This is a genomic window from Diaphorobacter sp. (genome assembly GCF_050251835.1).
Lineage (GTDB): Bacteria > Pseudomonadota > Gammaproteobacteria > Burkholderiales > Burkholderiaceae_C > JBFXIE01.
In genome coordinates, this window is sequence record NZ_JBFWLZ010000028.1 from 12317 (window position 1) to 33198 (window position 20882).

At 64.8% G+C, this 20882-nt stretch carries 19 protein-coding genes; 16 read left to right on the forward strand and 3 right to left on the reverse strand.

Translation table 11 applies throughout. The annotated features are described in order from the left end of the window. Positions 1 to 4: 4 nt before the first annotated feature. The 3 genes from AB7E35_RS10530 to ompA all read right to left on the reverse strand — a co-directional run bounded on the left by AB7E35_RS10530 (position 5) and on the right by ompA (position 2123). Positions 5 to 688 (reverse strand): HAD family hydrolase, encoded by a 684-nt coding sequence (locus AB7E35_RS10530; protein WP_428163499.1) that lies wholly within the window; start codon positions 686 to 688, stop codon positions 5 to 7. Further along, positions 673 to 1386 (reverse strand): bifunctional 2-polyprenyl-6-hydroxyphenol methylase/3-demethylubiquinol 3-O-methyltransferase UbiG, encoded by a 714-nt coding sequence (gene ubiG / locus AB7E35_RS10535; RefSeq protein ID WP_428163500.1) that lies wholly within the window; start codon positions 1384 to 1386, stop codon positions 673 to 675. The genes AB7E35_RS10530 and ubiG overlap by 16 nt, the downstream gene beginning before the upstream one ends. Positions 1387 to 1463: 77 nt before the next feature. Continuing rightward, on the reverse strand, positions 1464 to 2123 hold the full coding sequence (gene ompA, locus AB7E35_RS10540) for an outer membrane protein OmpA (RefSeq protein WP_428163501.1): 660 nt from the start codon (positions 2121 to 2123) through the stop codon (positions 1464 to 1466). Between the two features lie 228 nt (positions 2124 to 2351). On the opposite strand from ompA, the gene gyrA reads away from it, so the two are divergent. The 16 genes from gyrA to mnhG all read left to right on the forward strand — a co-directional run bounded on the left by gyrA (position 2352) and on the right by mnhG (position 20878). Then, on the forward strand, positions 2352 to 5024 hold the full coding sequence (gene gyrA / locus AB7E35_RS10545; RefSeq protein WP_428163502.1) for a DNA gyrase subunit A: 2673 nt from the start codon (positions 2352 to 2354) through the stop codon (positions 5022 to 5024). A 72-nt stretch (positions 5025 to 5096) separates the two neighbouring features. Further along, a complete protein-coding gene (gene serC, locus AB7E35_RS10550; protein WP_428163503.1) occupies positions 5097 to 6218 on the forward strand; it encodes a 3-phosphoserine/phosphohydroxythreonine transaminase in 1122 nt (373 codons plus the stop codon). Positions 6219 to 6335: 117 nt separating this feature from the next. Beyond that, positions 6336 to 7451 (forward strand): prephenate dehydratase, encoded by a 1116-nt coding sequence (pheA, locus tag AB7E35_RS10555; protein ID WP_428163504.1) that lies wholly within the window; start codon positions 6336 to 6338, stop codon positions 7449 to 7451. Positions 7452 to 7460: 9 nt separating this feature from the next. Then, positions 7461 to 8345, forward strand: a complete 885-nt coding sequence (locus AB7E35_RS10560; RefSeq protein WP_428163505.1) for a prephenate dehydrogenase — start codon at positions 7461 to 7463, stop codon at positions 8343 to 8345. Continuing rightward, on the forward strand, positions 8345 to 10375 hold the full coding sequence (locus AB7E35_RS10565; protein ID WP_428167517.1) for a bifunctional 3-phosphoshikimate 1-carboxyvinyltransferase/cytidylate kinase: 2031 nt from the start codon (positions 8345 to 8347) through the stop codon (positions 10373 to 10375). Before AB7E35_RS10560 ends, AB7E35_RS10565 begins: the two co-directional genes overlap by 1 nt. A gap of 155 nt (positions 10376 to 10530) precedes the next feature. Then, positions 10531 to 12234: a 30S ribosomal protein S1 gene (gene rpsA / locus AB7E35_RS10570; RefSeq protein ID WP_428163507.1), complete on the forward strand. Its 1704-nt coding sequence runs from the start codon at positions 10531 to 10533 to the stop codon at positions 12232 to 12234. 119 nt (positions 12235 to 12353) lie between these two features. Then, positions 12354 to 12647, forward strand: coding sequence for an integration host factor subunit beta (locus AB7E35_RS10575; protein ID WP_428163508.1), 294 nt, complete (start codon positions 12354 to 12356; stop codon positions 12645 to 12647). A gap of 158 nt (positions 12648 to 12805) precedes the next feature. Then, complete coding sequence (locus AB7E35_RS10580) at positions 12806 to 13117, forward strand: LapA family protein (RefSeq protein ID WP_428163509.1); 312 nt, start codon at positions 12806 to 12808, stop codon at positions 13115 to 13117. Further along, positions 13107 to 14261, forward strand: a complete 1155-nt coding sequence (gene lapB, locus AB7E35_RS10585; RefSeq protein WP_428163510.1) for a lipopolysaccharide assembly protein LapB — start codon at positions 13107 to 13109, stop codon at positions 14259 to 14261. Before AB7E35_RS10580 ends, lapB begins: the two co-directional genes overlap by 11 nt. A 3-nt stretch (positions 14262 to 14264) precedes the next feature. Continuing rightward, on the forward strand, positions 14265 to 14615 hold the full coding sequence (locus tag AB7E35_RS10590; RefSeq protein ID WP_428163511.1) for a ComEA family DNA-binding protein: 351 nt from the start codon (positions 14265 to 14267) through the stop codon (positions 14613 to 14615). Positions 14616 to 14703: 88 nt separating this feature from the next. Next, positions 14704 to 17661: a monovalent cation/H+ antiporter subunit A gene (locus AB7E35_RS10595; protein ID WP_428163512.1), complete on the forward strand. Its 2958-nt coding sequence runs from the start codon at positions 14704 to 14706 to the stop codon at positions 17659 to 17661. Then, complete coding sequence (locus tag AB7E35_RS10600; protein ID WP_428163513.1) at positions 17661 to 18026, forward strand: Na+/H+ antiporter subunit C; 366 nt, start codon at positions 17661 to 17663, stop codon at positions 18024 to 18026. Before AB7E35_RS10595 ends, AB7E35_RS10600 begins: the two co-directional genes overlap by 1 nt. Next, a complete protein-coding gene (locus tag AB7E35_RS10605) occupies positions 18023 to 19744 on the forward strand; it encodes a monovalent cation/H+ antiporter subunit D (protein WP_428163514.1) in 1722 nt (573 codons plus the stop codon). The genes AB7E35_RS10600 and AB7E35_RS10605 overlap by 4 nt, the downstream gene beginning before the upstream one ends. After that, on the forward strand, positions 19741 to 20232 hold the full coding sequence (locus AB7E35_RS10610) for a Na+/H+ antiporter subunit E (RefSeq protein WP_428163515.1): 492 nt from the start codon (positions 19741 to 19743) through the stop codon (positions 20230 to 20232). Before AB7E35_RS10605 ends, AB7E35_RS10610 begins: the two co-directional genes overlap by 4 nt. Continuing rightward, entirely contained in the window at positions 20229 to 20510 is a 282-nt protein-coding gene (locus AB7E35_RS10615; RefSeq protein ID WP_428163516.1) for a K+/H+ antiporter subunit F, read from the forward strand. Before AB7E35_RS10610 ends, AB7E35_RS10615 begins: the two co-directional genes overlap by 4 nt. After that, positions 20507 to 20878 (forward strand): monovalent cation/H(+) antiporter subunit G, encoded by a 372-nt coding sequence (mnhG, locus tag AB7E35_RS10620; RefSeq protein WP_428163517.1) that lies wholly within the window; start codon positions 20507 to 20509, stop codon positions 20876 to 20878. Before AB7E35_RS10615 ends, mnhG begins: the two co-directional genes overlap by 4 nt. The last annotated feature ends 4 nt before the right edge of the window (positions 20879 to 20882 follow it).

The following is a 20882-nucleotide window of genomic DNA, read 5'->3' on the forward strand; positions in this document are numbered from 1 at the left end:
TATTTTAGTCCGCTTCCAACATTTTCAAGAGCTCCGCGGGAGAGAAAATCATTGCATCTGCACCCCAGCCGTCTTGCGGCACTTTCGCACCCAAGTAGCCATACATCGCCGCAACCGTTTTCATCCCTGCAACGCGGCCAGCCTGGATGTCTCTTTCATCATCACCCACGTAGATGCACTGATGAGGGGCAACGCCAATCCGTCGTGCGGCTTCAAGCAATGGAGCGGGATGGGGTTTCGGATACGGCGTGGTATCTCCGCTCACTATCGCTCCCGCCCTGGCAAACAGAGGCATGCGCTGCGTTATGAGCGACGTAAAACGCGATATCTTGTTTGTCACTACGCCCCACATGAGCGCGCGATGCGCCAGGGACTCCAAAAGTTCCGGGACGCCGTCGAAAGCGTTTGTCCGCTCATGTAGACAGCGCTCGTAGTTCACAAAGAACTCTTCACGCAAAACTGCAAAGTCGGGATGCTCGGGAGTGATACCGAGCGCTACCGACAACATTCCGCGAGCTCCAGCGCCTGCCATAGAACGATAAAGATGCAGTGGAATTGAGTCCATGCCGCGGTCTGTTCGTAACCTGTCTGCCGCGGCACCAAGATCCGGCGCACTGTCGATCAAGGTTCCGTCCAGATCAAACAAAACTGCACGCACTTTGCCAAAGGGGCTTACGAGACTGGGCATCGCGTCGCAAAAAGGTAGTTCACGCTCGTATCGTCACTGAGCCAATAGCGCCCAGTCAGTGGGTTGTATTGCATTCCTCGCACATTCAGCACATCAAGGCCTGCGTTACGGCATGCGGAAGCGAGTTCACCCGGTTGTATAAATTTTGCATACTCATGCGTGCCACGCGGCAGCATTTTTAGTATGTACTCGGCCCCCACAATGGCCAGCGCGAATGACTTGAGATTGCGGTTGATAGTGGAAAAAAACACCCATCCACCGGGTTTGACAAGCTGGGAACACGCTGTCACCACGGATTGCGGATCCGGCACATGCTCCAGCATTTCCATGCATGTCACCGTGTCAAACGAGGCTGGAGCTTCGCGTGCGAGTTCTTCAACACTGACTTCACGATACTGCACGCGCGGGGTTTGCACCTCTAGAGCATGCAAGCTTGCAACGCGCAAAGCCTTGGCGGCAAGATCAATGCCGAGTACTTCCGCCCCTTTGCGAGCCATGGCGTCTGCAAGAATCCCGCCTCCACAGCCTACGTCCAGGACTTTTTGCCCCTCAAGTGGAGACAGCTGATTAATCCAGTCGAGTCGTAAAGGATTGATTTGATGCAAGGGGCGGAATTCACTATCAGGATCCCACCATCGATGCGCCAACTCTGAAAACTTGGCTAATTCAGCCGGATCGGCGTTTAGAGGCTCAGTCATTTGCTTGCTATCTCGATACGAGCACTTCAGTTAAAAAAAAAGCCCCGTTACCGGGGCTTTTTCTGATTCGCAGACGATCAGTTGGCGCGAGTACCAACCACTTCGATTTCCACGCGACGGTTCTTGGCACGACCTTCTTTGGTCTTGTTGTCGGCAACAGGCTGCTTTTCGCCCTTGCCTTCAGTGTAAACGCGGTTGCGCTCAATGCCCTTGGACACCAAGTACGCCTTCACTGCTTCAGCACGACGCACCGACAGCTTCTGGTTGTAGGCATCAGTGCCCACGGAGTCAGTGTGACCGACTGCAATGATCACTTCCAGATTGATGCCCTTGACCTTGGACACCAGATCATCCAGCTTAGCCTTGCCTTCGGGCTTGAGAACAGACTTGTCGAAGTCGAAGAAAGCGTCAGCGGCGTAGGTCACCTTGCTGGCAATAGCGGGTGCAGCAGCGGCTGCCGGTGCGGCAGCGGCAGGTGCTGGAGCCGCAGGAGCGGCAGCAGGAGCAGCAGCAACCTTGGCAAGAGCGCCATCACAGCCTTCAGCGGCCGTGGCGGGCGTCCAGCCGGCATCGCGCCAGCACAACTCGTTCGTGCCGTTCTTCCAGACCAGCTGGCTGGTACCGTTTTGCCAGTTATCAACGGTTTTACCGCCGTCTGCCGCCTTCACTTGGGCACCAGCCGAGGTAGCAAGCACGGCAGAGGCCAACAACATCGCCAATTTGTTCAGTTTCTTCATGGTTCTCCTCTTGGGGAAAAAGCCGCAGCCGCGCTGCGTATCGGGGACGTCGTCAGTGACCATCACCAAAAACGTTGAAATCATTGTGCCATACGTAACAACCCAAAGGCGGCTTTGACTCGGTACAGACCGTAGGACAAAAGCGCAATCCCGCAGATATGTTGCTTAGCCGCGACAAGGTCTTGCACCTAGAATGCTTGACTCTCGCCGCATCCCTTCACTGCCGTCATGACTCAGTTTGCCAAAGAAACCCTGCCCATCAGCCTCGAAGAGGAGATGCGTCGCAGTTACCTAGATTACGCCATGAGCGTAATCGTGGGCCGGGCACTGCCCGATGCCCGGGACGGCCTCAAGCCGGTGCACAGGCGCGTGCTTTTTGCCATGCACGAGCTCAACAACGACTGGAACCGCCCCTACAAGAAGTCGGCACGTATCGTCGGTGATGTGATTGGTAAGTACCACCCGCACGGCGACAGCGCGGTGTACGACACTATCGTGCGCATGGCTCAGGACTTTTCGCTGCGCCACATGCTGGTGGATGGCCAGGGCAACTTCGGCTCGGTGGATGGGGACAGCGCCGCAGCGATGCGATACACCGAAATCCGCCTGGCAAAGATTGCGCACGAGATGCTGGCGGATATTGACAAGGAAACCGTCGATTTCGGCCCCAACTACGACGGCAGCGAGAAAGAACCGCTGGTGTTGCCCAGCAAGCTGCCCAATCTGCTGGTCAACGGCTCGGCCGGCATCGCCGTGGGCATGGCCACCAATATTCCACCGCACAACCTCAACGAGGTTGTGGACGCCTGCCTGCACCTGCTGCGCAACCCTGAAGCCACCATCGACGAGCTGATGGAGATCATCCCCGCGCCCGACTTTCCCACGGCCGGCATCATCTACGGCATCAATGGCGTCAAGGACGGCTACCGCACCGGGCGTGGCCGGGTCATCATGCGCGCCAAGTGCCACTTCGAGGACATCGACAAGGGCCAGCGTCAGGCCATCATCGTTGATGAGCTTCCCTATCAGGTCAACAAAAAGACGCTGCAAGAGCGCATGGCCGAGCTGGTGCACGAGAAAAAAATCGAAGGTATCAGCCATATCCAGGACGAGTCGGACAAATCCGGCATGCGCCTGGTGATCGAGCTCAAGCGCGGCGAGGTGCCCGAGGTGGTGCTCAACAACCTGTACAAGCAGACGCAGCTGCAGGACACCTTCGGCATGAACATGGTGGCGCTGATCGACGGCCAGCCCAAGCTGTGCAATTTGAAGGAGCTGATCGAAGTCTTCCTGCAGCACCGGCGCGAAGTGGTGACCCGCCGCACGGTGTTCGAGCTGCGCAAGGCGCGTGAACGCGGTCATGTACTGGAAGGCCTGGCCGTGGCGCTGGCCAACATCGACGAGTTCATCCGCATCATTCGCAACGCACCCACCCCGCCCGTTGCCAAGGCCGAGCTGATGACTCGGTCCTGGGACAGCCAGCTGGTGCGCGAGATGCTGACGCGCACGCGCGCCGACGGCGGCCTGGTCAGCGCCGACGACTACCGCCCTGAAGGCCTGGAGCGCGAGTTCGGCATGCAGGAAGGCGGTCTGTACCGCCTGTCGGACACCCAGGCCCAGGAAATCCTGCAAATGCGCCTGCAGCGCCTGACGGGCCTGGAGCAGGACAAGATCGTGGCCGAATACAAAGACGTCATGTCGGTCATCGAAGACCTGCTGGACATCCTGGCCAAGCCCGCGCGCGTCTCCACGATCATCGGCGATGAGCTCTCGGCATTGCGCCAGGAATTCGGCCAGTCCAAGCTGGGCGCGCGGCGCAGCACCATCGAGCACAGCGCGCAAGACCTGTCCACCGAGGACTTGATCACGCCCACCGACATGGTGGTCACGCTGTCGCACACTGGCTACATCAAGAGCCAGCCCTTGTCCGAGTACCGTGCGCAAAAGCGCGGCGGGCGTGGCAAACAGGCGGCTGCCACCAAGGAAGACGACTGGATCGACCAGCTGTTCATCGCCAACACGCACGACTACATCCTGTGCTTTTCCAATCGCGGCCGGCTTTACTGGCTCAAGGTGTGGGAGGTGCCGGCTGGCTCGCGCGGCTCGCGCGGGCGGCCCATCGTCAACATGTTTCCGCTGCAGGACGGCGAAAAAATCAACGTGGTACTGCCGCTCACCGGCGACATGCGCAGTTTCCCCACAGACCGCTATGTCTTCATGGCCACCCGCATGGGCACGGTCAAGAAGACCGCGCTCGACCAGTTCAGCAACCCGCGCAAGGCCGGCATCATCGCGGTTGACCTCGACGAGGGTGACTACCTGATCGGCGCCGCGCTGACCGACGGCGCGCACGACGTGATGCTGTTCAGCGACGGCGGCAAGGCGGTGCGCTTTGACGAAAACGACGTGCGCCCGATGGGCCGCAACGCGCGCGGCGTACGCGGCATGGCGCTGGAGGAAGGCCAGAGCGTGATCGCGATGCTGGTGGCCGAGGACGAACAGCAGAGCGTGCTGACCGCCACTGAGAACGGCTTCGGCAAGCGCACCGGGATCACCGAATACACCCGCCACGGCCGTGGTACCAAGGGCATGATCGCCATCCAGCAAAGCGAGCGCAACGGCAAGGTCGTGGCCGCCACCCTGGTGCATGCCGACGACGAGATCATGCTGATCACCGATACCGGCGTGCTGGTGCGCACCCGCGTGTCCGAGATTCGCGAGCTTGGCCGGGCCACGCAGGGCGTGACCCTGATCGCGCTGGACGAGGGCGCCAAGCTCAGCGGCCTGCAACGCATCGTGGAAAACGACGCCAACGTCGCCGATGTGGGTACAGATGCCGAGGTGGATGCTGGCAACGACTCCGACGCCGCCGAGGACACACCACGACCCGCCGACGCGTAACAAATCACTCCTGAAATAATAGCTACCAGCGCTTGCCATGCAAGGGCTAGTGACATATTTGACCTATAAACCATGAACCGCCCTTACAACTTCTCCGCCGGCCCGGCCGCCATTCCTGAAGAAGTGCTGCAGCAGGCCGCAGCCGAGATGCTGGACTGGCGGGGCAGCGGCATGGGCGTGATGGAGATGAGCCACCGCGGCAAGGAGTTCATCGCCATCTACGAACAAGCCGAAAGCGACCTGCGCGAGCTGCTGGCCGTGCCGCCCGAGTTCAAGATTTTGTTCATGCAAGGCGGCGGCCTGGCCCAAAACGCCATCGTGCCGCTGAACCTCTCGCGCGCGGCCACGGTGGACTTTGTGGTCACCGGCGGCTGGAGCCAGAAGTCGCGCAAGGAGGCGCTGAAGTACGCCGCCGAGGTGCGCACCGCCGCATCGGGCGAGGACAGCCAGTTCACCACCCTTCCCGACCCGGCCGGCTGGCAGCTGAGCCGCGGCGCCAGCTACGTGCACATCTGCAGCAACGAGACCATCCACGGCGTCGAGTTCCACGAGCTGCCCGACCTGAAGGCCCTGGGCAGCGATGCGCCGCTGGTGATCGATTTTTCCTCCCACGTCGCCTCGCGCCCCGTTGACTGGAGCCGCGTGGGCCTGGCCTTTGGCGGCGCGCAAAAGAACATCGGCCCCGCGGGCCTGACCATCGTCATCGTGCGCGACGAACTGCTGGGCCACGCCCTGCCCGCCTGTCCCAGCGCGTTTGATTACCGCGTCGTGGCCGACCACCAGTCCATGTACAACACACCGCCCACCTGGGGCATTTACATGGCGGGCCTCACTTTCCAGTGGCTCAAGCGCCAGACCGAAGGCCAGGGCGCGGGCACTGTCACCGGCATTGCCGCCATGGAGCAGCGCAACATCGCCAAGGCTCGCCTGCTGTACGACTTCATCGACCAGTCGGCTTTCTACGTGAACAAGGTGGTACCGCACTGCCGCTCGCGCATGAACATCCCGTTCTTCCTGGCCGACGAGTCGCGCAACGACGCCTTCCTGGCAGGCGCCAAAGCGCGTGGCCTGCTGCAGCTCAAGGGCCACAAGTCCGTCGGCGGCATGCGCGCCAGCATCTACAACGCCATGCCGCTGGCAGGTGTGCAGGCGCTGGTGGCCTACATGCAGGACTTCGAACGCACCGCCGCCTGACACCACCGCAAGGCAGCCTCCCATAAAAAGTACGGGCTGCGCGCTTGCCTCGCAGGGATTTATTAAGGTTTTCGGCCTTAAACCCACTACAGACAAGCGCGAGCAGCTATCAAAATCATGGCAGACAACCGCTCAAACCCCACTCTCCAGGCCAGCCCCGCGCTGGCCGATCTACGCGTACAGATTGATTCGCTGGATCATCAACTGCTGCAGTTGCTCAACCAGCGCGCCCGCGTGGCCGAACAGGTGGGCGAGCTCAAAAAGCGCGAGGGCACGCCCTTTTTCCGCCCCGACCGCGTGGCCCAGGTCATCGAAAAGATCACCAAGGCCAACCCCGGCCCTCTGAAAAGTGCCCATGTCGCCGCCATCTGGCGCGAGATCATGTCGGCCTGCCTGGCGCTGGAGTCGCCCCAGCGCGTGGCCGTGCTTGGCCCCGAGGGCACGTTCTGCGAGCAGGCGGCCATCGAATACTTTGGCGGCGCGGCCGACCTGATGTATTGCGCCAACTTTGACGAGGTCTTCCATGCCACGGCGGCTGGCAGCGCGCAGTACGGCGTGGTGGGCGTGGAGAACTCCAACGAGGGCGTGGTCACGCGCTCGCTGGACATGTTCCTGCACACCCCCTGCCATGTGGTGGGCGAAGTCAGCCTGCTGGTGCGCCACAACCTGGTGCGCGCCAGCAATTCGGCCGAGGGCATCCAGGCCGTGCTGGCACATCCCCAGGCACTGGCGCAGTGCCAGGGCTGGCTATCCAAGCACCTGCCGCATGCCGAACGCCGCCCGGTGTCCAGCAACGCCGAAGGCGCCCGCCTGGCGGCCACGAACCCCCAGTGGGCCGGCATTGCCAGCGAGCGCGCCGCACAGCAATACGGCCTGCACGTCGTGGCCCACGCCATTCAGGACGACGCCTACAACCGCACGCGCTTTGCCGTGATCTGCCTGCCGCACACGCTGGCCACACCGGCGCCCAGCGGCAAGGACTGCACCAGCCTGATCATCTCGGTACCCAACCGGCCCGGCGCCGTGCACGACCTGCTGGTGCCGCTGAAAAAACACGGTGTGTCCATGACGCGATTCGAGTCGCGTCCCGCGCGTACGGGCCAGTGGGAGTACTACTTCTACATCGACCTCGAAGGCCACCCGGCCCAGCCCAACGTGGCTGCGGCGCTGGCCGAGTTGCAGCAGCTGTGCGCCTTCTACAAGGTGCTGGGCACCTACCCTGTCTCGGCATAAGGGGGCGGCATGTTTGAACAACTGGGATTGATCGGCTGCGGCCTGATGGGCGGCTCGTTCGCCCTGGCGCTCAAAAAGGCAGGCCTGGTCAAGCGCGTGGTGGGCTACAGCAAGTCGCCGTCCACCACCGACCGCGCGCGCCAGCTGGGCGTGATCGACGTGGAGGCGCCCTCGGCGCTGCTGGCCGCGGCGGGCGCCGACATCGTGCTGGTGGCCGTGCCGGTGGCGGCCACCGAGTCCACGCTCAAGTCCATCAAGCACCTGGTCACGCCGCAGATGCTGGTCATGGACGTAGGCTCCACCAAGTCTGACGTGGTGCAGGCCGCGCGCGTGGCGCTGCGCGACCAGATCGGCTCGTTTGTGCCCGCGCACCCGATCACGGGGCGCGAAGTCTCGGGGGTGGAACATGCCGACGCCACACTCTACGACGGCCGCCAGGTCATCCTGACACCCACCGAGCGCACACTGCCCGCCTGCCTGCAACGGGCCGAAGAAGTCTGGCGCGCCCTGGGCTGCCATGTGAGCCGCATGTCGCCCGACGCGCATGACGCCACATTTGCCGCCGTCAGCCACCTGCCCCATTTGCTGGCGTTTGCCATGATCTCGTCGATCACCTCGCAACCCCACGCAGACGAGATGCTGGCCATGGCCGGGCCGGGCTTTCGCGACTTCACCCGCATTGCCGCCAGCGACCCCAAGATGTGGCGCGACATTCTTCGCGCCAACCAGGGCGAGGTGCTGACCCAGTCGCGCCTGTTCAGGCAGGCGCTGCAAAACTTTGAAGACGCCATGCAAACCGACGGCGACCAGGCACTCGAAGACCTGATCACGCTGGCCAGCCACACGCGCGCGCACTGGCGCATGGGCGCGCACCGCAAGAACAAGGATCACTGATGTTCTCCACTGCGTTCCTCGACCTGCCGCCGCTGGCAGGCGCCGCGGGCAGCGTGCAGCTGCCGGGCTCCAAGAGCATTTCCAACCGCGTGCTGCTGCTGGCCGCCCTGAGCCAGGGCACCACCGAGGTGCGCGACCTGCTGGCCTCCGACGACACCCGCGTGATGCTGGACGCACTGCGCCAGCTGGGTTGCGGGGTCGAGGAGTCCGGCGGCGGCACGGTGCGCATCACCGGCCTGGGCAGCCCGCACGGTGCACGGCCACGCTCGCCCGCCAGCCTGTTCATGGGTAACGCCGGCACGGCCATGCGTCCGCTGACCGCTGCGCTGGCGCTGCTGGGTGGCGAGTACGAACTGTCGGGCGTGCCGCGCATGCACGAGCGCCCCATCGGCGACCTGGTGGATGCCTTGCGCCAACTGGGTTGTCGCATCGACTACCTGGGCAATGACGGCTTTCCGCCGCTGCGCATCGCCCACGCAGCGGGCGTGCCGCCGCTGCAGCTGGCAGCGCCGATCCGCGTGCGCGGCGACGTGTCCAGCCAGTTCCTGACCGCGCTGCTGATGGCGCTGCCGTTGGCGGCCCGTCAGCATGACGTGGTGATCGAAGTAGTGGGCGAGCTGATCTCCAAACCCTACATCCGCATCACCCTGGAACTGCTGGCGCGCTTTGGCATTGCCGTGCGGCACGAGCGGTGGCAGCGCTTCACCATTCCCGCGGGCAGCAGCTTCCAGTCGCCGGGGCTGATCCACGTTGAGGCGGACGCCTCCTCTGCTAGTTATTTCATAGCTGCTGGCGCAATAGCAGCGGGCGCCACAGGCCAGGATGGCATCAAGATTCTGGGCGTGGGGCTGGACTCAATTCAGGGCGACATTCGCTTTGTCGAAGCCGCCCAGGCCATGGGCGCACGCATCACTGGCGGCCCCAACTGGCTGCACATTGCGCGCGGCCAGTGGCCGCTGCAAGCCATCGACCTGGACTGCAACCATATCCCCGACGCCGCGATGACCCTGGCGGTGATGGCGCTGTACGCACAGGGCACCACCGTGCTGCGCAACATCGCCAGCTGGCGTGTCAAGGAAACCGACCGCATCGCCGCCATGGCCGCCGAGTTGCGCAAGCTGGGCGCCACGGTGAAAGAAGGCCTTGACTTCATCGCCGTGACGCCGCCTGCCAGCGCCGCCGACTGGCGCGCCGCCCGCATCCACACCTACGACGACCACCGCGTGGCCATGTGCTTCTCGCTGGCGGCCTTCAACCCCGCCGGGCTGCCGGTGCGCATCGAAGACCCCCAATGCGTGGCCAAGACCTTCCCGGACTACTTCGAGGCGCTGTTCCAGGTGGCACAGGCACAGGCCGGCAGCATCCCGGTAATCTGCATCGACGGGCCTACCGCATCGGGCAAGGGCACCGTTGCCGCGGCCGTGGCGCGCGCGCTGGGCTATCACCTCCTGGACTCGGGGGCGCTCTACCGCATCACTGCCCTTGCGGCCAGCCGTGCAGGCCTGCAGATCGGCCCTGCCGACGAACCGCGCATCGCCGAGCTGGCGCGCCAGCTGCCCGTGCGCTTTGAGGGCGCGCGCGTCTGGCTGGGCGACGACGAAGTCACTGCCGCCATCCGCACCGAAGAGGCCGGCATGAACGCATCGCAGGTCTCCGCACTGCCCGCCGTGCGTGCGGCGCTGCTGGCCCTGCAGCACAGCTTTCGCCGTCTGCCGGGCCTGGTGGCTGACGGCCGCGACATGGGCACGGTGATTTTTCCGCAGGCGCCGCTCAAGATATTTCTGACGGCCAGCGCCGAATGCCGGGCCGAAAGGCGCCACAGGCAATTGCTCTCCAACGGGGTTTCGGCTAATATCGCCGACCTTCGCGCACAGCTTGAGGCGCGCGACGCCCGCGACAGCAGCCGCAGCGTTGCCCCCCTGAAGCCCGCGCACGACGCCCTGGTTCTGGACAATTCTGAACGCACGATCGATGAAATCGTCGCGCAAGTGATTGCCTGGTGGCAGGCACGCCAGCCGTTCGGCGCATAAGCTGCCGCGGCAGGTACATGGCCCACACGGCTCCCGCCGCGCCCCAACTGCGCACTGGCCGTGTGGTTCTTTCAACCTCAACCCCGCGGTGTGACGCCGCACAACCTCCGCAAGCAGTCTTAGAAACGAAGGCAATGGTGCCGTCGGAAACCTGCATGCGGGCAAGGAACTACATGTCTGAATCTTTTGCCGCCCTGTTTGAAGAATCGTTGCAACGCACGGAAATGCGTCCCGGCGAGGTCATCACCGCCGAAGTCGTGCGCGTGGAGCACAACTTCGTCGTCGTGAACGCCGGCCTGAAGTCCGAAGCCTACGTGCCGATCGACGAGTTCAAGAACGACCAGGGCGAGATTGAAGTCCAGGTGGGTGACTTCGTGTCGGTGGCCATCGGCTCCATCGAAAACGGCTACGGCGACACCATCCTGTCGCGCGACACCGCCAAGCGCCTGGCCTCCTGGCTGTCGCTCGAAAAGGCCCTGGAGTCCGGCGAATTCGTCACCGGCACCACCAGCGGCAAGGTCAAGGGCGGCCTGACGGTGCTGGTCAACGGCATCCGCGCCTTCCTGCCCGGCTCGCTGATCGACACCCGTCCCGTCAAGGACCTGACTCCGTACGAAAACAAGACGATGGAGTTCAAGGTCATCAAGCTGGACCGCAAGCGCAACAACGTGGTGCTGAGCCGCCGCGCCGTGGTCGAAGCCTCCATGGGCGAAGAGCGCGCCAAGCTGATGGAAACGCTGCGCGAAGGCGCCATCGTCCACGGCGTGGTCAAGAACATCACCGAGTACGGTGCGTTCGTGGATCTGGGCGGCATCGACGGCCTGCTGCACATCACCGACATGGCATGGCGCCGCGTGCGTCACCCCTCCGAGGTGGTGCAGGCCGGCCAGGAAATCACTGCCAAGATCCTCAAGTTCGACACCGAGAAGAACCGTGTGTCTCTGGGCCTCAAGCAAATGGGCGACGACCCCTGGATGGGCGTGTCGCGCCGCTACCCCCAGGGCACCCGCCTGTTCGGCAAGATCACCAACATTGCCGACTACGGCGCGTTTGTCGAACTCGAGCCCGGCATCGAAGGCCTGGTGCACGTCTCCGAGATGGACTGGACCAACAAGAACGTGGCACCCAACAAGCTGGTGTCGCTGGGTGACGAGGTCGAAGTCATGGTCCTGGAGATCGACGAAGACAAGCGCCGCATCAGCCTGGGCATGAAGCAGTGCCGCGCCAACCCCTGGCAGGAATTTGCCCAGGAAACCAAGCGCGGCGACCGCGTCAAGGGCCCGATCAAGTCGATCACCGACTTCGGCGTGTTCGTGGGCCTGGCAGCCGGCATTGACGGCCTGGTGCACCTGTCTGATCTGTCCTGGAACGAGCCCGGCGAAGCCGCTGTGCGCAACTACAAGAAGGGCCAGGAAGTCGAAGCCATCGTGCTGGCCGTGGACGTGGACCGCGAGCGCATCTCCCTGGGCATCAAGCAGCTCGACGGCGACCCGTTCACCACCTTCGTGACCGTGAACGACAAGGGCCAGACGGTGACCGGCAAGGTCAAGACCGTGGACGCCCGTGGCGCTGAAATCGACCTGGGCGAAGACATCGTGGGCTACCTGCGCGCATCGGAAATCTCCCGCGACCGCGTGGAAGATGCCCGCAACGTGCTGAAGGAGGGCGACGAAGTCACGGCCGTGGTGGTCAACGTGGATCGCAAGACCCGCAACATCCAGCTGTCCATCAAGCAAAAGGACATGGTTGACCAGCAGGAAGCCATGGCGCACCTGTCGGCCCAGTCCGCCAAGGAAAACGCCGGCACCACCAGCCTGGGCGCACTGCTGCGTGCCAAGCTGGACAATTCCGACAAATAATCTGTCGCAGCCTGCTTGCAGGCACCTGTGCTGCGCCACCTGCGGGTGGCGCCAGCCGCATCAGCGGGCGCTCTGGTAGCGCCCGTTGTCATATAACCCATCACCTATCTGACTGACCCATGACCCGATCAGACCTCGTCGAAGAACTGGCAGCACGTTTCAGCCAGCTCACCCAGCGTGATGCCGAATATGCCGTCAAGACCATCCTGGACGCTGTCAGCGACGCCATGGTGCGCGGCCACCGCATCGAGATCCGCGGCTTCGGCAGCTTTTCGGTCAACCGCCGCCCACCGCGCATCGGCCGCAATCCGCGCACCGGCGAATCCGTTCACATCCCCGAAAAACGCGTGCCGCACTTCAAGCCGGGCAAGGCGCTGCGCGAAGCCGTTGATCAGCGCCCCATCGAACCCTGACCGCTGCGCAACCGACAAATCAATCGCTGCCAGCGATTGATGCACCCGGGCACGGTGGCATTCGCCAGTTGATGCCGCTGCAAGCGGGGAGCCTTCTTTGCTCATCGACGTGCCGTCGCCCACAGCCTTCTAGAATCGTGCAACCATCGGGGAGACGCATGAAATACCTCCTGTGGCTGCTGAAGGCGGCCATTTTTTTCACACTTTTTGCCTTCGCGCTGAACAACCAGCAGGACATCACGGTGCACTTCTTCTTCGGCACCCAATGGACTGCGCCCTCCGTGCTGGTGGTGCTCGCCGCATTCACACTGGGTGTGGTCGTCGGCGTGCTGGGCATGGTGCCACGCTGGTGGCACCATCGCAGTGCAGCGCGGCGTGCGCACACTGCGCCGCCAATACCCGCCGTATCACCTGCGCAGCCGCTGGCTGCCAGCCCCACCCCCCAGCCGCCGCCCATCGATGGAATTTGACCTCACCTGGCTTCTTCTCGGCCTGCCGCTGGCTTTTGTGTTGGGCTGGCTGGCCTCGCGCTTCGACCTGCGCCAGCTGCGCGAGGAGAATCGCCGCGCTCCCAAGGCGTACTTCAAGGGGCTGAACTACCTGCTCAATGAGCAGCAGGATCAGGCCATTGACGCCTTCATCGAGGCGGTGCAAAACGACCCCGACACCACCGAGCTGCACTTTGCCCTGGGCAACCTGTTTCGCCGCCGCGGCGAGTACAACCGCGCCGTGCGCGTGCACGAGCACCTGCTGTCGCGCGGCGATCTGAGCCGCGCCGACCGCGAGCGCGCCCAGCACGCGCTGGCGCTGGACTTTCTCAAGGCCGGCCTGCTGGACCGGGCCGAGGACGCGCTGCGCCGGCTCGAGGGCACCCGCTTCGAAGCCCAGGCCCGCATGGCGCTGCTGTCCATCTACGAGCGATCGCGTGATTGGCAGCAGGCTGCCGACATCGCACGGCGCATGCAGGAGGCCCAGCAGGGCGACTTCAGTACCCGCCAGGCCCATTACCTGTGCGAGCAGGCACTGGCGCTGGCAGCCCACGGCGAACAATCCGCTGCGCAGGCGCTGCTGGAGCGCGCCATCGTTACCGCGCCGCAGGCTGCGCGCGCTCGCATCGAACTGGCCCGCCTGCAGCAGCGCATGGGACAGGCCGACTTGGCCCTGGCAACGCTGCATGACCTGGCGCGCGCTGCGCCCCCTGCCCTGGCGCTGGCCGCGCCGCTGATCGTGGAGACGGCCACCGCCACCGGGTGCGAGCCGCAGGCCCTGGCCCTGCTGCAGCAGCATTACCAGAACCTGCCGTCGCTGGACTTGCTCGAGGCCGTCGTGACGCTGGAGACCGCTGCACGGGGACCAGCGGCGGGGCGCGAGTGGTATGTGCGCCATCTGGACAAAGAGCCTTCACTGGTGGCCGCCACCCAATGGCTAGCCGGCGAAACGCTGGCGCACGAGGAGTTTCACCCCCAGATCCAGCGTGCGCTGGAACAAGCTGCCAAACCGCTCACACGCTACCGCTGCGCGGCCTGCGGCTTTGAAGCACGCCAGCATTTCTGGCAATGCCCCGGCTGCCAGACCTGGGACAGCTACCCAGCACGCCGCGTCGAGGAGCTTTGACCCATGCCCGCCCTGAAACCCCGCACATCCCTGTGGCGCAGCCTGTGCCTGTGGGCGCTGCTGCAGGCCGGCGCCGCCCTGGCCGCCACGGACGTCAACAGCGCCCGCGAAGCCGACCTGGACGGCGTGAAGGGCATCGGCCCGGGGCTGTCCTCGCGCATCCTGGCCGAGCGCGCCAGGGGGCCGTTTCGGGATTGGCCCGACCTGATCGCCCGCGTCAAGGGCATTGGCCCCGGCGCGGCAGCACGGCTGTCAGCCAATGGGCTGACGGTCAATGGCGCCGCCTATGCACCACCCCAGGGCACCCAAGCCAGCGGCGCCCTGGCTGCACAGCCCGCAGCAAGCAGGGATTGATTCCGGCCCTGACGCTGGTGCATTCACTGGTGCATGCTCGGGTTTTAATAGCATCAAAAACCCTGCTTGCGCCTAGAATCAGTCACCAATGTCGCTGATTTTGCTCGTCATCCTCCCCTTTGCCGCTAGCTTCGTGGCGGCCCTGCTGCCTGCCAATGCGCGCAACACGGAGTCCACGCTGGCCGGACTGGTCGCGCTGTTTTGCACTATTCAGGCAGCGATGTACTTTCCGGGCATTGCAGACGGCGGCGTGTTGCGCCAGGAATTCGAGTGGCTGCCCGCACTCGGCCTGAACCTGGTCATCCGCATGGATGGCTTCGCCTGGATGTTCTGCATGCTGGTGTATGGCATCGGCACGCTGGTGGTGATTTATGCGCGCTACTACATGTCGCCAGCCGACCCTGTGCCACGCTTTTTCTCGTTCTTCCTGGCCTTCATGGGCGCCATGGGCGGCGTGGTCCTGTCGGGCAACATCATCCAGCTGGTGTTCTTCTGGGAGCTGACCAGCCTGTTTTCGTTTTTGCTGATCGGCTACTGGCACCACCGCGAAGACGCGCGCCGCGGCGCGCGCATGGCGCTCACGGTCACCGGCACGGGTGGCCTGTGCCTGCTGGCTGGCATGCTGGTGCTGGGCCACATCGTGGGCAGCTATGACCTGGAACACGTACTGGGCGCAGCCGAGCTGGTGCGCGACCACCCCATGTACCTGACCGTGCTGGCGCTGGTGCTGCTGGGCGCGTTCACCAAAAGCGCGCAGTTTCCGTTTCACTTCTGGCTGCCCAACGCCATGGCGGCGCCCACGCCGGTGTCTGCCTATCTGCATTCGGCCACCATGGTCAAGGCGGGCGTCTTTATGCTGGCGCGCCTGTGGCCGGTGATGGGCGGCACCGAGCCGTGGTTCTGGCTGGTGGGCGGCGCCGGCCTCGCGTCGCTGCTGATCGGGGGCTACGCGGCCATGTTCCAAAGCGACCTGAAGGGGCTGCTGGCTTACTCCACCATCTCGCACCTGGGCCTGATCACGCTGCTGCTGGGGCTCAACAGCCCGCTGGCTGCCGTGGCCGCGGTGTTCCACATCATGAACCACGCGACCTTCAAGGCCTCGCTGTTCATGGCTGCCGGCATCATCGACCACGAAAGCGGCACGCGCGACATCCGGCGCCTGTCGGGCCTGCGCCGCATGATGCCCATCACTGCCACGCTGGCCACGGTGGCCAGCGCGGCCATGGCGGGCGTGCCGCTGCTCAACGGCTTCCTGTCCAAGGAAATGTTCTTTGCCGAGACCGTCTTCATCGACGCCACGCCCCTGGTGGCCACCGCGCTGCCCATTGCCGCCACCGTGGCCAGCATGTTCAGCGTGGCGTATTCGCTGCGCTTCATCGTCGATGTGTTCTGGGGACCGCCAGCCACCGACCTGCCGCACCAGCCACACGAGCCGCCGCACTGGATGCGCGTGCCGGTCGAGCTTTTGGTGCTCGGCTGCCTGGTGGTGGGTATTTTTCCGGCGTGGTCGGTGGGTCTTTATCTGGACGCCGCAGCGCTGCCGGTGGTGGGCGGGGATCTGCCGGCCTTCAGCCTGGCGGTGTGGCACGGCATCAACGCCCCGCTGATCATGAGCCTGGTAGCCATGCTGGGGGGCACGGCCCTGTACCTGCTGCTGCGCCACGGCCGGGCGCGCGGGCGCATCGGCGTGCCGCCCTTCATGCACCGCATCAGCGGGCGGCGCTTTTTCGAGCTCACGCTCACCCTTCTCACGCAGTGGGGCTGGCGGGGCCGACGCCTGCTGTCCACCCAGCGCCTGCAGTGGCAGATGCTGTGGCTGATGCTGTTCACGCTGGTGGCGGGGGCCATGCCCATTTGGACGCGGGGCCTGCAGCTGGGAGACCGCGGCACGCTGGCGCCGTCGGCCGCCTTCGTGCTGATCTGGCTGCTGGGCTGCATCTGCGCCGTGGCTGCGGCCTGGCAGGCCAAGTACCACCGGCTGGCGGCGCTGACGCTGATGGGCGGCGCGGGGCTGTGCACCAGCATTACCTTTCTGTGGTTCTCCGCGCCCGACCTGGCACTCACGCAGCTGGCCGTAGAGGTGGTCACCACCATCCTCATCCTGCTGGGTCTGCGCTGGCTGCCCAAGCGCGATGAGAGCCTGCCCGCCACCCCGGCCAGCGCCACGCTGGCACGCACGCGCCGCGTGCGCGACATGCTGGTCGCGGTGGCTGCCGGGGGCGGCATGGCCTGGCTGGCCTACGCCATGATGAGCCGCCCGTTCGCGCAAAGTACCTCCACGTTCTTCCTGGAGCGCGCACTCACCGAGGGCGGCGGCACCAACGTGGTCAACGTCATGCTGGTGGACTTCCGGGGCTTTGATACGTTTGGCGAGATCGTGGTGCTGGGCATCGTCGCCCTCACGGTGTATGCACTGCTGCGGCGCTTTCGCCCGGCGGGCGAGGCCATGGACTTGCCCGAGCAGCAGCGTGACCTGCCAGCCGACCTGCAGACCGACCTGCTGAACCCGCGCAACGCCACCGACACGGCCATCGGCTATCTGATGGTTCCTGCCGTGCTGGTGCGCCTGCTGCTGCCGTTCACGGCGCTGGTGGCGTTCTACCTGTTCATGCGCGGCCACAACCAGCCAGGCGGCGGTTTTGTGGCGGGGCTGGTGTTCTCGGTAGGGCTGGTGCTGCAGTACATCATCTCGGGCACCTCGTGGGTCGAGGTGCACATGCCCCTGTACCCGCGCAAATGGATCGCGGCGGGCCTGCTGCTGGCCCTGGGCACGGGCCTGGGTGCGGTGGCGCTGGGCTACCCCTTCCTGACCAGCCACACGGCTCATCTGAGCCTGCCGGGCATCGGAGACATCCATGTGGCCAGTGCCATGTTCTTCGACATGGGCGTGTTCGCGCTGGTCGTGGGCTCCACGCTGCTCATCCTTACGGCCATCGCCCACCAGTCGGTGCGCAGCCATCGCTATCACGCCCGCCTGCTCGAAGAGCAGCAGCTCGCCATGGCGGCCGTGGTGTCCTACGACGACGACCTGCAGGAGCCGCGCTGATGGAAATCGTGCTGACCATCGCCATCGGCGTGCTGACCGGCTCGGGCGTGTGGCTGCTGCTGCGCCCGCGTACCTTCCAGGTGATCATGGGCCTGTCGCTGCTGTCCTATGCCGTCAACCTGTTCATCTTCAGCATGGGCCGCCTGGGCCTGTCCGTGAACAAAGAGCCGGTGCTCAAAGCCGGCGTGCCGCAAGACCTGCTGCACTACGCCGACCCCATGCCGCAGGCCCTGGTGCTCACGGCCATCGTGATCGGCTTTGCCATGACGGCGCTGTTCCTGGTGGTGCTGCTGGCCTCGCGGGGCATGTCCGGCACCGACCATGTGGACGGCTCGCACTCGCGTGAAACGCAGGAGATGCCATGAGCGCCCTGGCAGATTTCACCGCCTTGCTGATGCCGCACCTGATGCTGGCGCCCATCGGGCTGCCCATGCTCACCGCCGCCGCGCTGCTGCTGCTGGGCGAGGAGCAGCAGCGCCTCAAGCTGCGGGTCAGCATTGCGTCCACGTTGCTGGGGCTGGTGGTGGCCACGGCGCTGCTGCAATGGTCGGATCAATCCGGCGCGACCGCGACCATGGGTGTCTATCTGCCCGGCAACTGGCCTGCGCCGTTTGGCATCGTGCTGGCGCTGGATCGGCTGTCAGCCCTGATGCTGGTGCTGACCAGCGGCGTCGCCCTGTGCTCCATTTTGTTTGCCAGCGCGCGCTGGCACCGCGCCGGCGTCAACTACCACACGCTGTTCCAACTGCAGCTCATGGGACTGTCGGGCGCCTTTCTCACGGCAGACCTGTTCAACCTTTTCGTGTTCTTCGAGATCATGCTCGCCGCCTCCTACGGTCTGCTGCTGCATGGCTCGGGACGCGCACGCGTGCAGGCGGGGCTGCATTACATCGCCATCAACCTGGCGGCGTCGTCGCTCTTCCTGGTGGGCGCATCCATGCTCTACGGCATCACGGGCACGCTGAACATGGCGGATCTGGCGCAGGCCATACCGCAGGTGTCTGCCGGCGACCGTGGGCTGCTGCATTCGGCGGCCGCGATCCTGGCCACCGCCTTTCTCATCAAGGCGGCTGTGTGGCCGCTCAATTTCTGGCTGGTTCCGGCGTACAGCGCGGCCACGCCGCCCGTCGGCGCGCTGTTTGCGCTGATGACCAAGGTAGGCATCTACACGCTGCTGCGGCTGTGGACGCTGATGTTCAGCAGCGAGGCCGGCCCCTCCTCCCTGTATGGCAGCCTGTGGCTGATCGGCGGCGGCATGGTCACCATGGCCTTTGGCGCCATCGGCATGATGGGCTCGCAGCGCCTCACCCACCTGGCGGGCCATGCGGCCGTGCTGTCGTCGGGCACGCTGCTGGCGGCGGCGGGCTTTGGGCAGAACGCGCTCACGGCCGGCCTGCTGTACTACCTGCCCAGCTCCACGCTGGCCGTGGGCGCGCTGTTCTTGCTGGCCGACCTGATCGACCGCTGGCGCAACGCGGGCTCCACGCTGGCGCCCTACGAGGTGGACGACGTGGCCCCGTTTCTGACTGCCGAGCTGATTCCTGCCCCCGGCCTGAACCTGGACGACGACGAGGAAGTGCTGGTGGGCCGCGTCATCCCCGCGGCGGCCGCGTTCCTGGGGCTGTCCTACCTGGCGTGCACGCTGGTCATCGCCGGGCTGCCGCCGCTGTCGGGCTTTGTAGGCAAATTCGCCATGCTCACCGCCCTGGTCAACCCGTTGGGGCTGGGTTCATCCGCTGGCACGCGGCCAGGCCTGCCGGGCTGGACGCTGATGGCGCTCATGATCGGCACCGGGCTGCTTGCGCTGCTGGCGCTGACGCGCACGGGCATTCGTCACTTCTGGGCCAGCCATGACCGGCCCACGCCGCAGTTGCGCCTGCTGGAGGGCTTGCCGATTGCCATGCTGCTGGGCGCCTGCGCAGTGCTCACGGTGCAGGCCGATGGCGTGATGCGCTTTACCCAGGCCACCGCCAACGCACTGCACGCGCCCGGCACCTATGTGCGGGCCGTGATGTCGGCTGCGCCCAAGCCCGGCCCGACCACGGCCACCACGCCAGCGCCCGCCCCGGAGGCCGCGCCATGATGAAAAAGCTCTTGCCCGCGCCGCTGGTTTCGGTGGCGCTGTTCGTGATGTGGCTGCTGCTCAACCACTCGGTCAGCACCGGCCACATGATTTTGGCCCTGCTGGCGGCGCTGATCCTGCCGGTGATGTTCAGCGAACTGCGGCCGCAAAAAGTGCGGGTGCGTCACCTGGGCACGGTGCTGCGGCTGTGCCTGGCGGTCATGGCGGACAGCACGCAGTCCAACATCGCCGTGCTGCGCCTGCTGCTGCAGCCGTCGCGGCGCCGGCATCCGCCGGACTTCGTCAAAATTCCCCTGGAATTGCGCGACCCCAACGGCCTGGCCGTTCTGGCCATGATCGTCTGCATCACGCCCGGCACCGCCTGGGCCGAGCTGTCGCTGGACCGAAGCATGCTGATGCTGCACGTGCTGGAGGTGGATGACCCGCAGCACATCATCGACCAGGTCAAGACGCGCTACGAGCGTCCGTTGATGGAGATTTTTGAATGACCAGCCCCGTCACCTCCTGGGCCTTGCCCATTGCACTGATCCTGCTGGCGTCGGCCATGGCGCTATGCCTGGTGCGCATGCTGCGCGGCCCTACCGCGCAAGACCGCGTGCTGGCACTGGACTGCATGTACCTCAACGGCATGCTGTTCATGCTGGTGCTGGGCATCTACTACGGCAGCACCAACTACTTCGAGGCCGCAATGCTCATCGCGCTGCTGGGCTTCGTCAGCTCCACGGCCATGGCCAAATTTCTGCTGCGCGGCGAGGTGATCGAATGACCCCCGCAACCTTGCCCCTGTGGGTGGACATCACCGTATCGGTGCTGGCGTTGTGCGGCGCGGTCATTGCACTGCTGGGCTCGCTGGGGCTGCTGCGCCTCAAGAGCTACTTCGAGCGCGTGCATGCGCCCTCCATCATCGCCACCATGGGCTGCTGGTGCATCATGCACGCCACGCTGGTGTACTTCACGACCACCGACGAAAGCCTGGGAGTGCATGCGCTACTAATCGCCCTCTTCGTCGCCATCACGGTGCCCGTGACCAACATTTTTCTGATGCGCGCGGCGCTGTTTCGCGCGCGCCGCATGGGCGAGAAAGTGCCGCCCAGCCTGAGCCGCGGCGCTGGCGGCGACCAGATCGATTCCTGATACT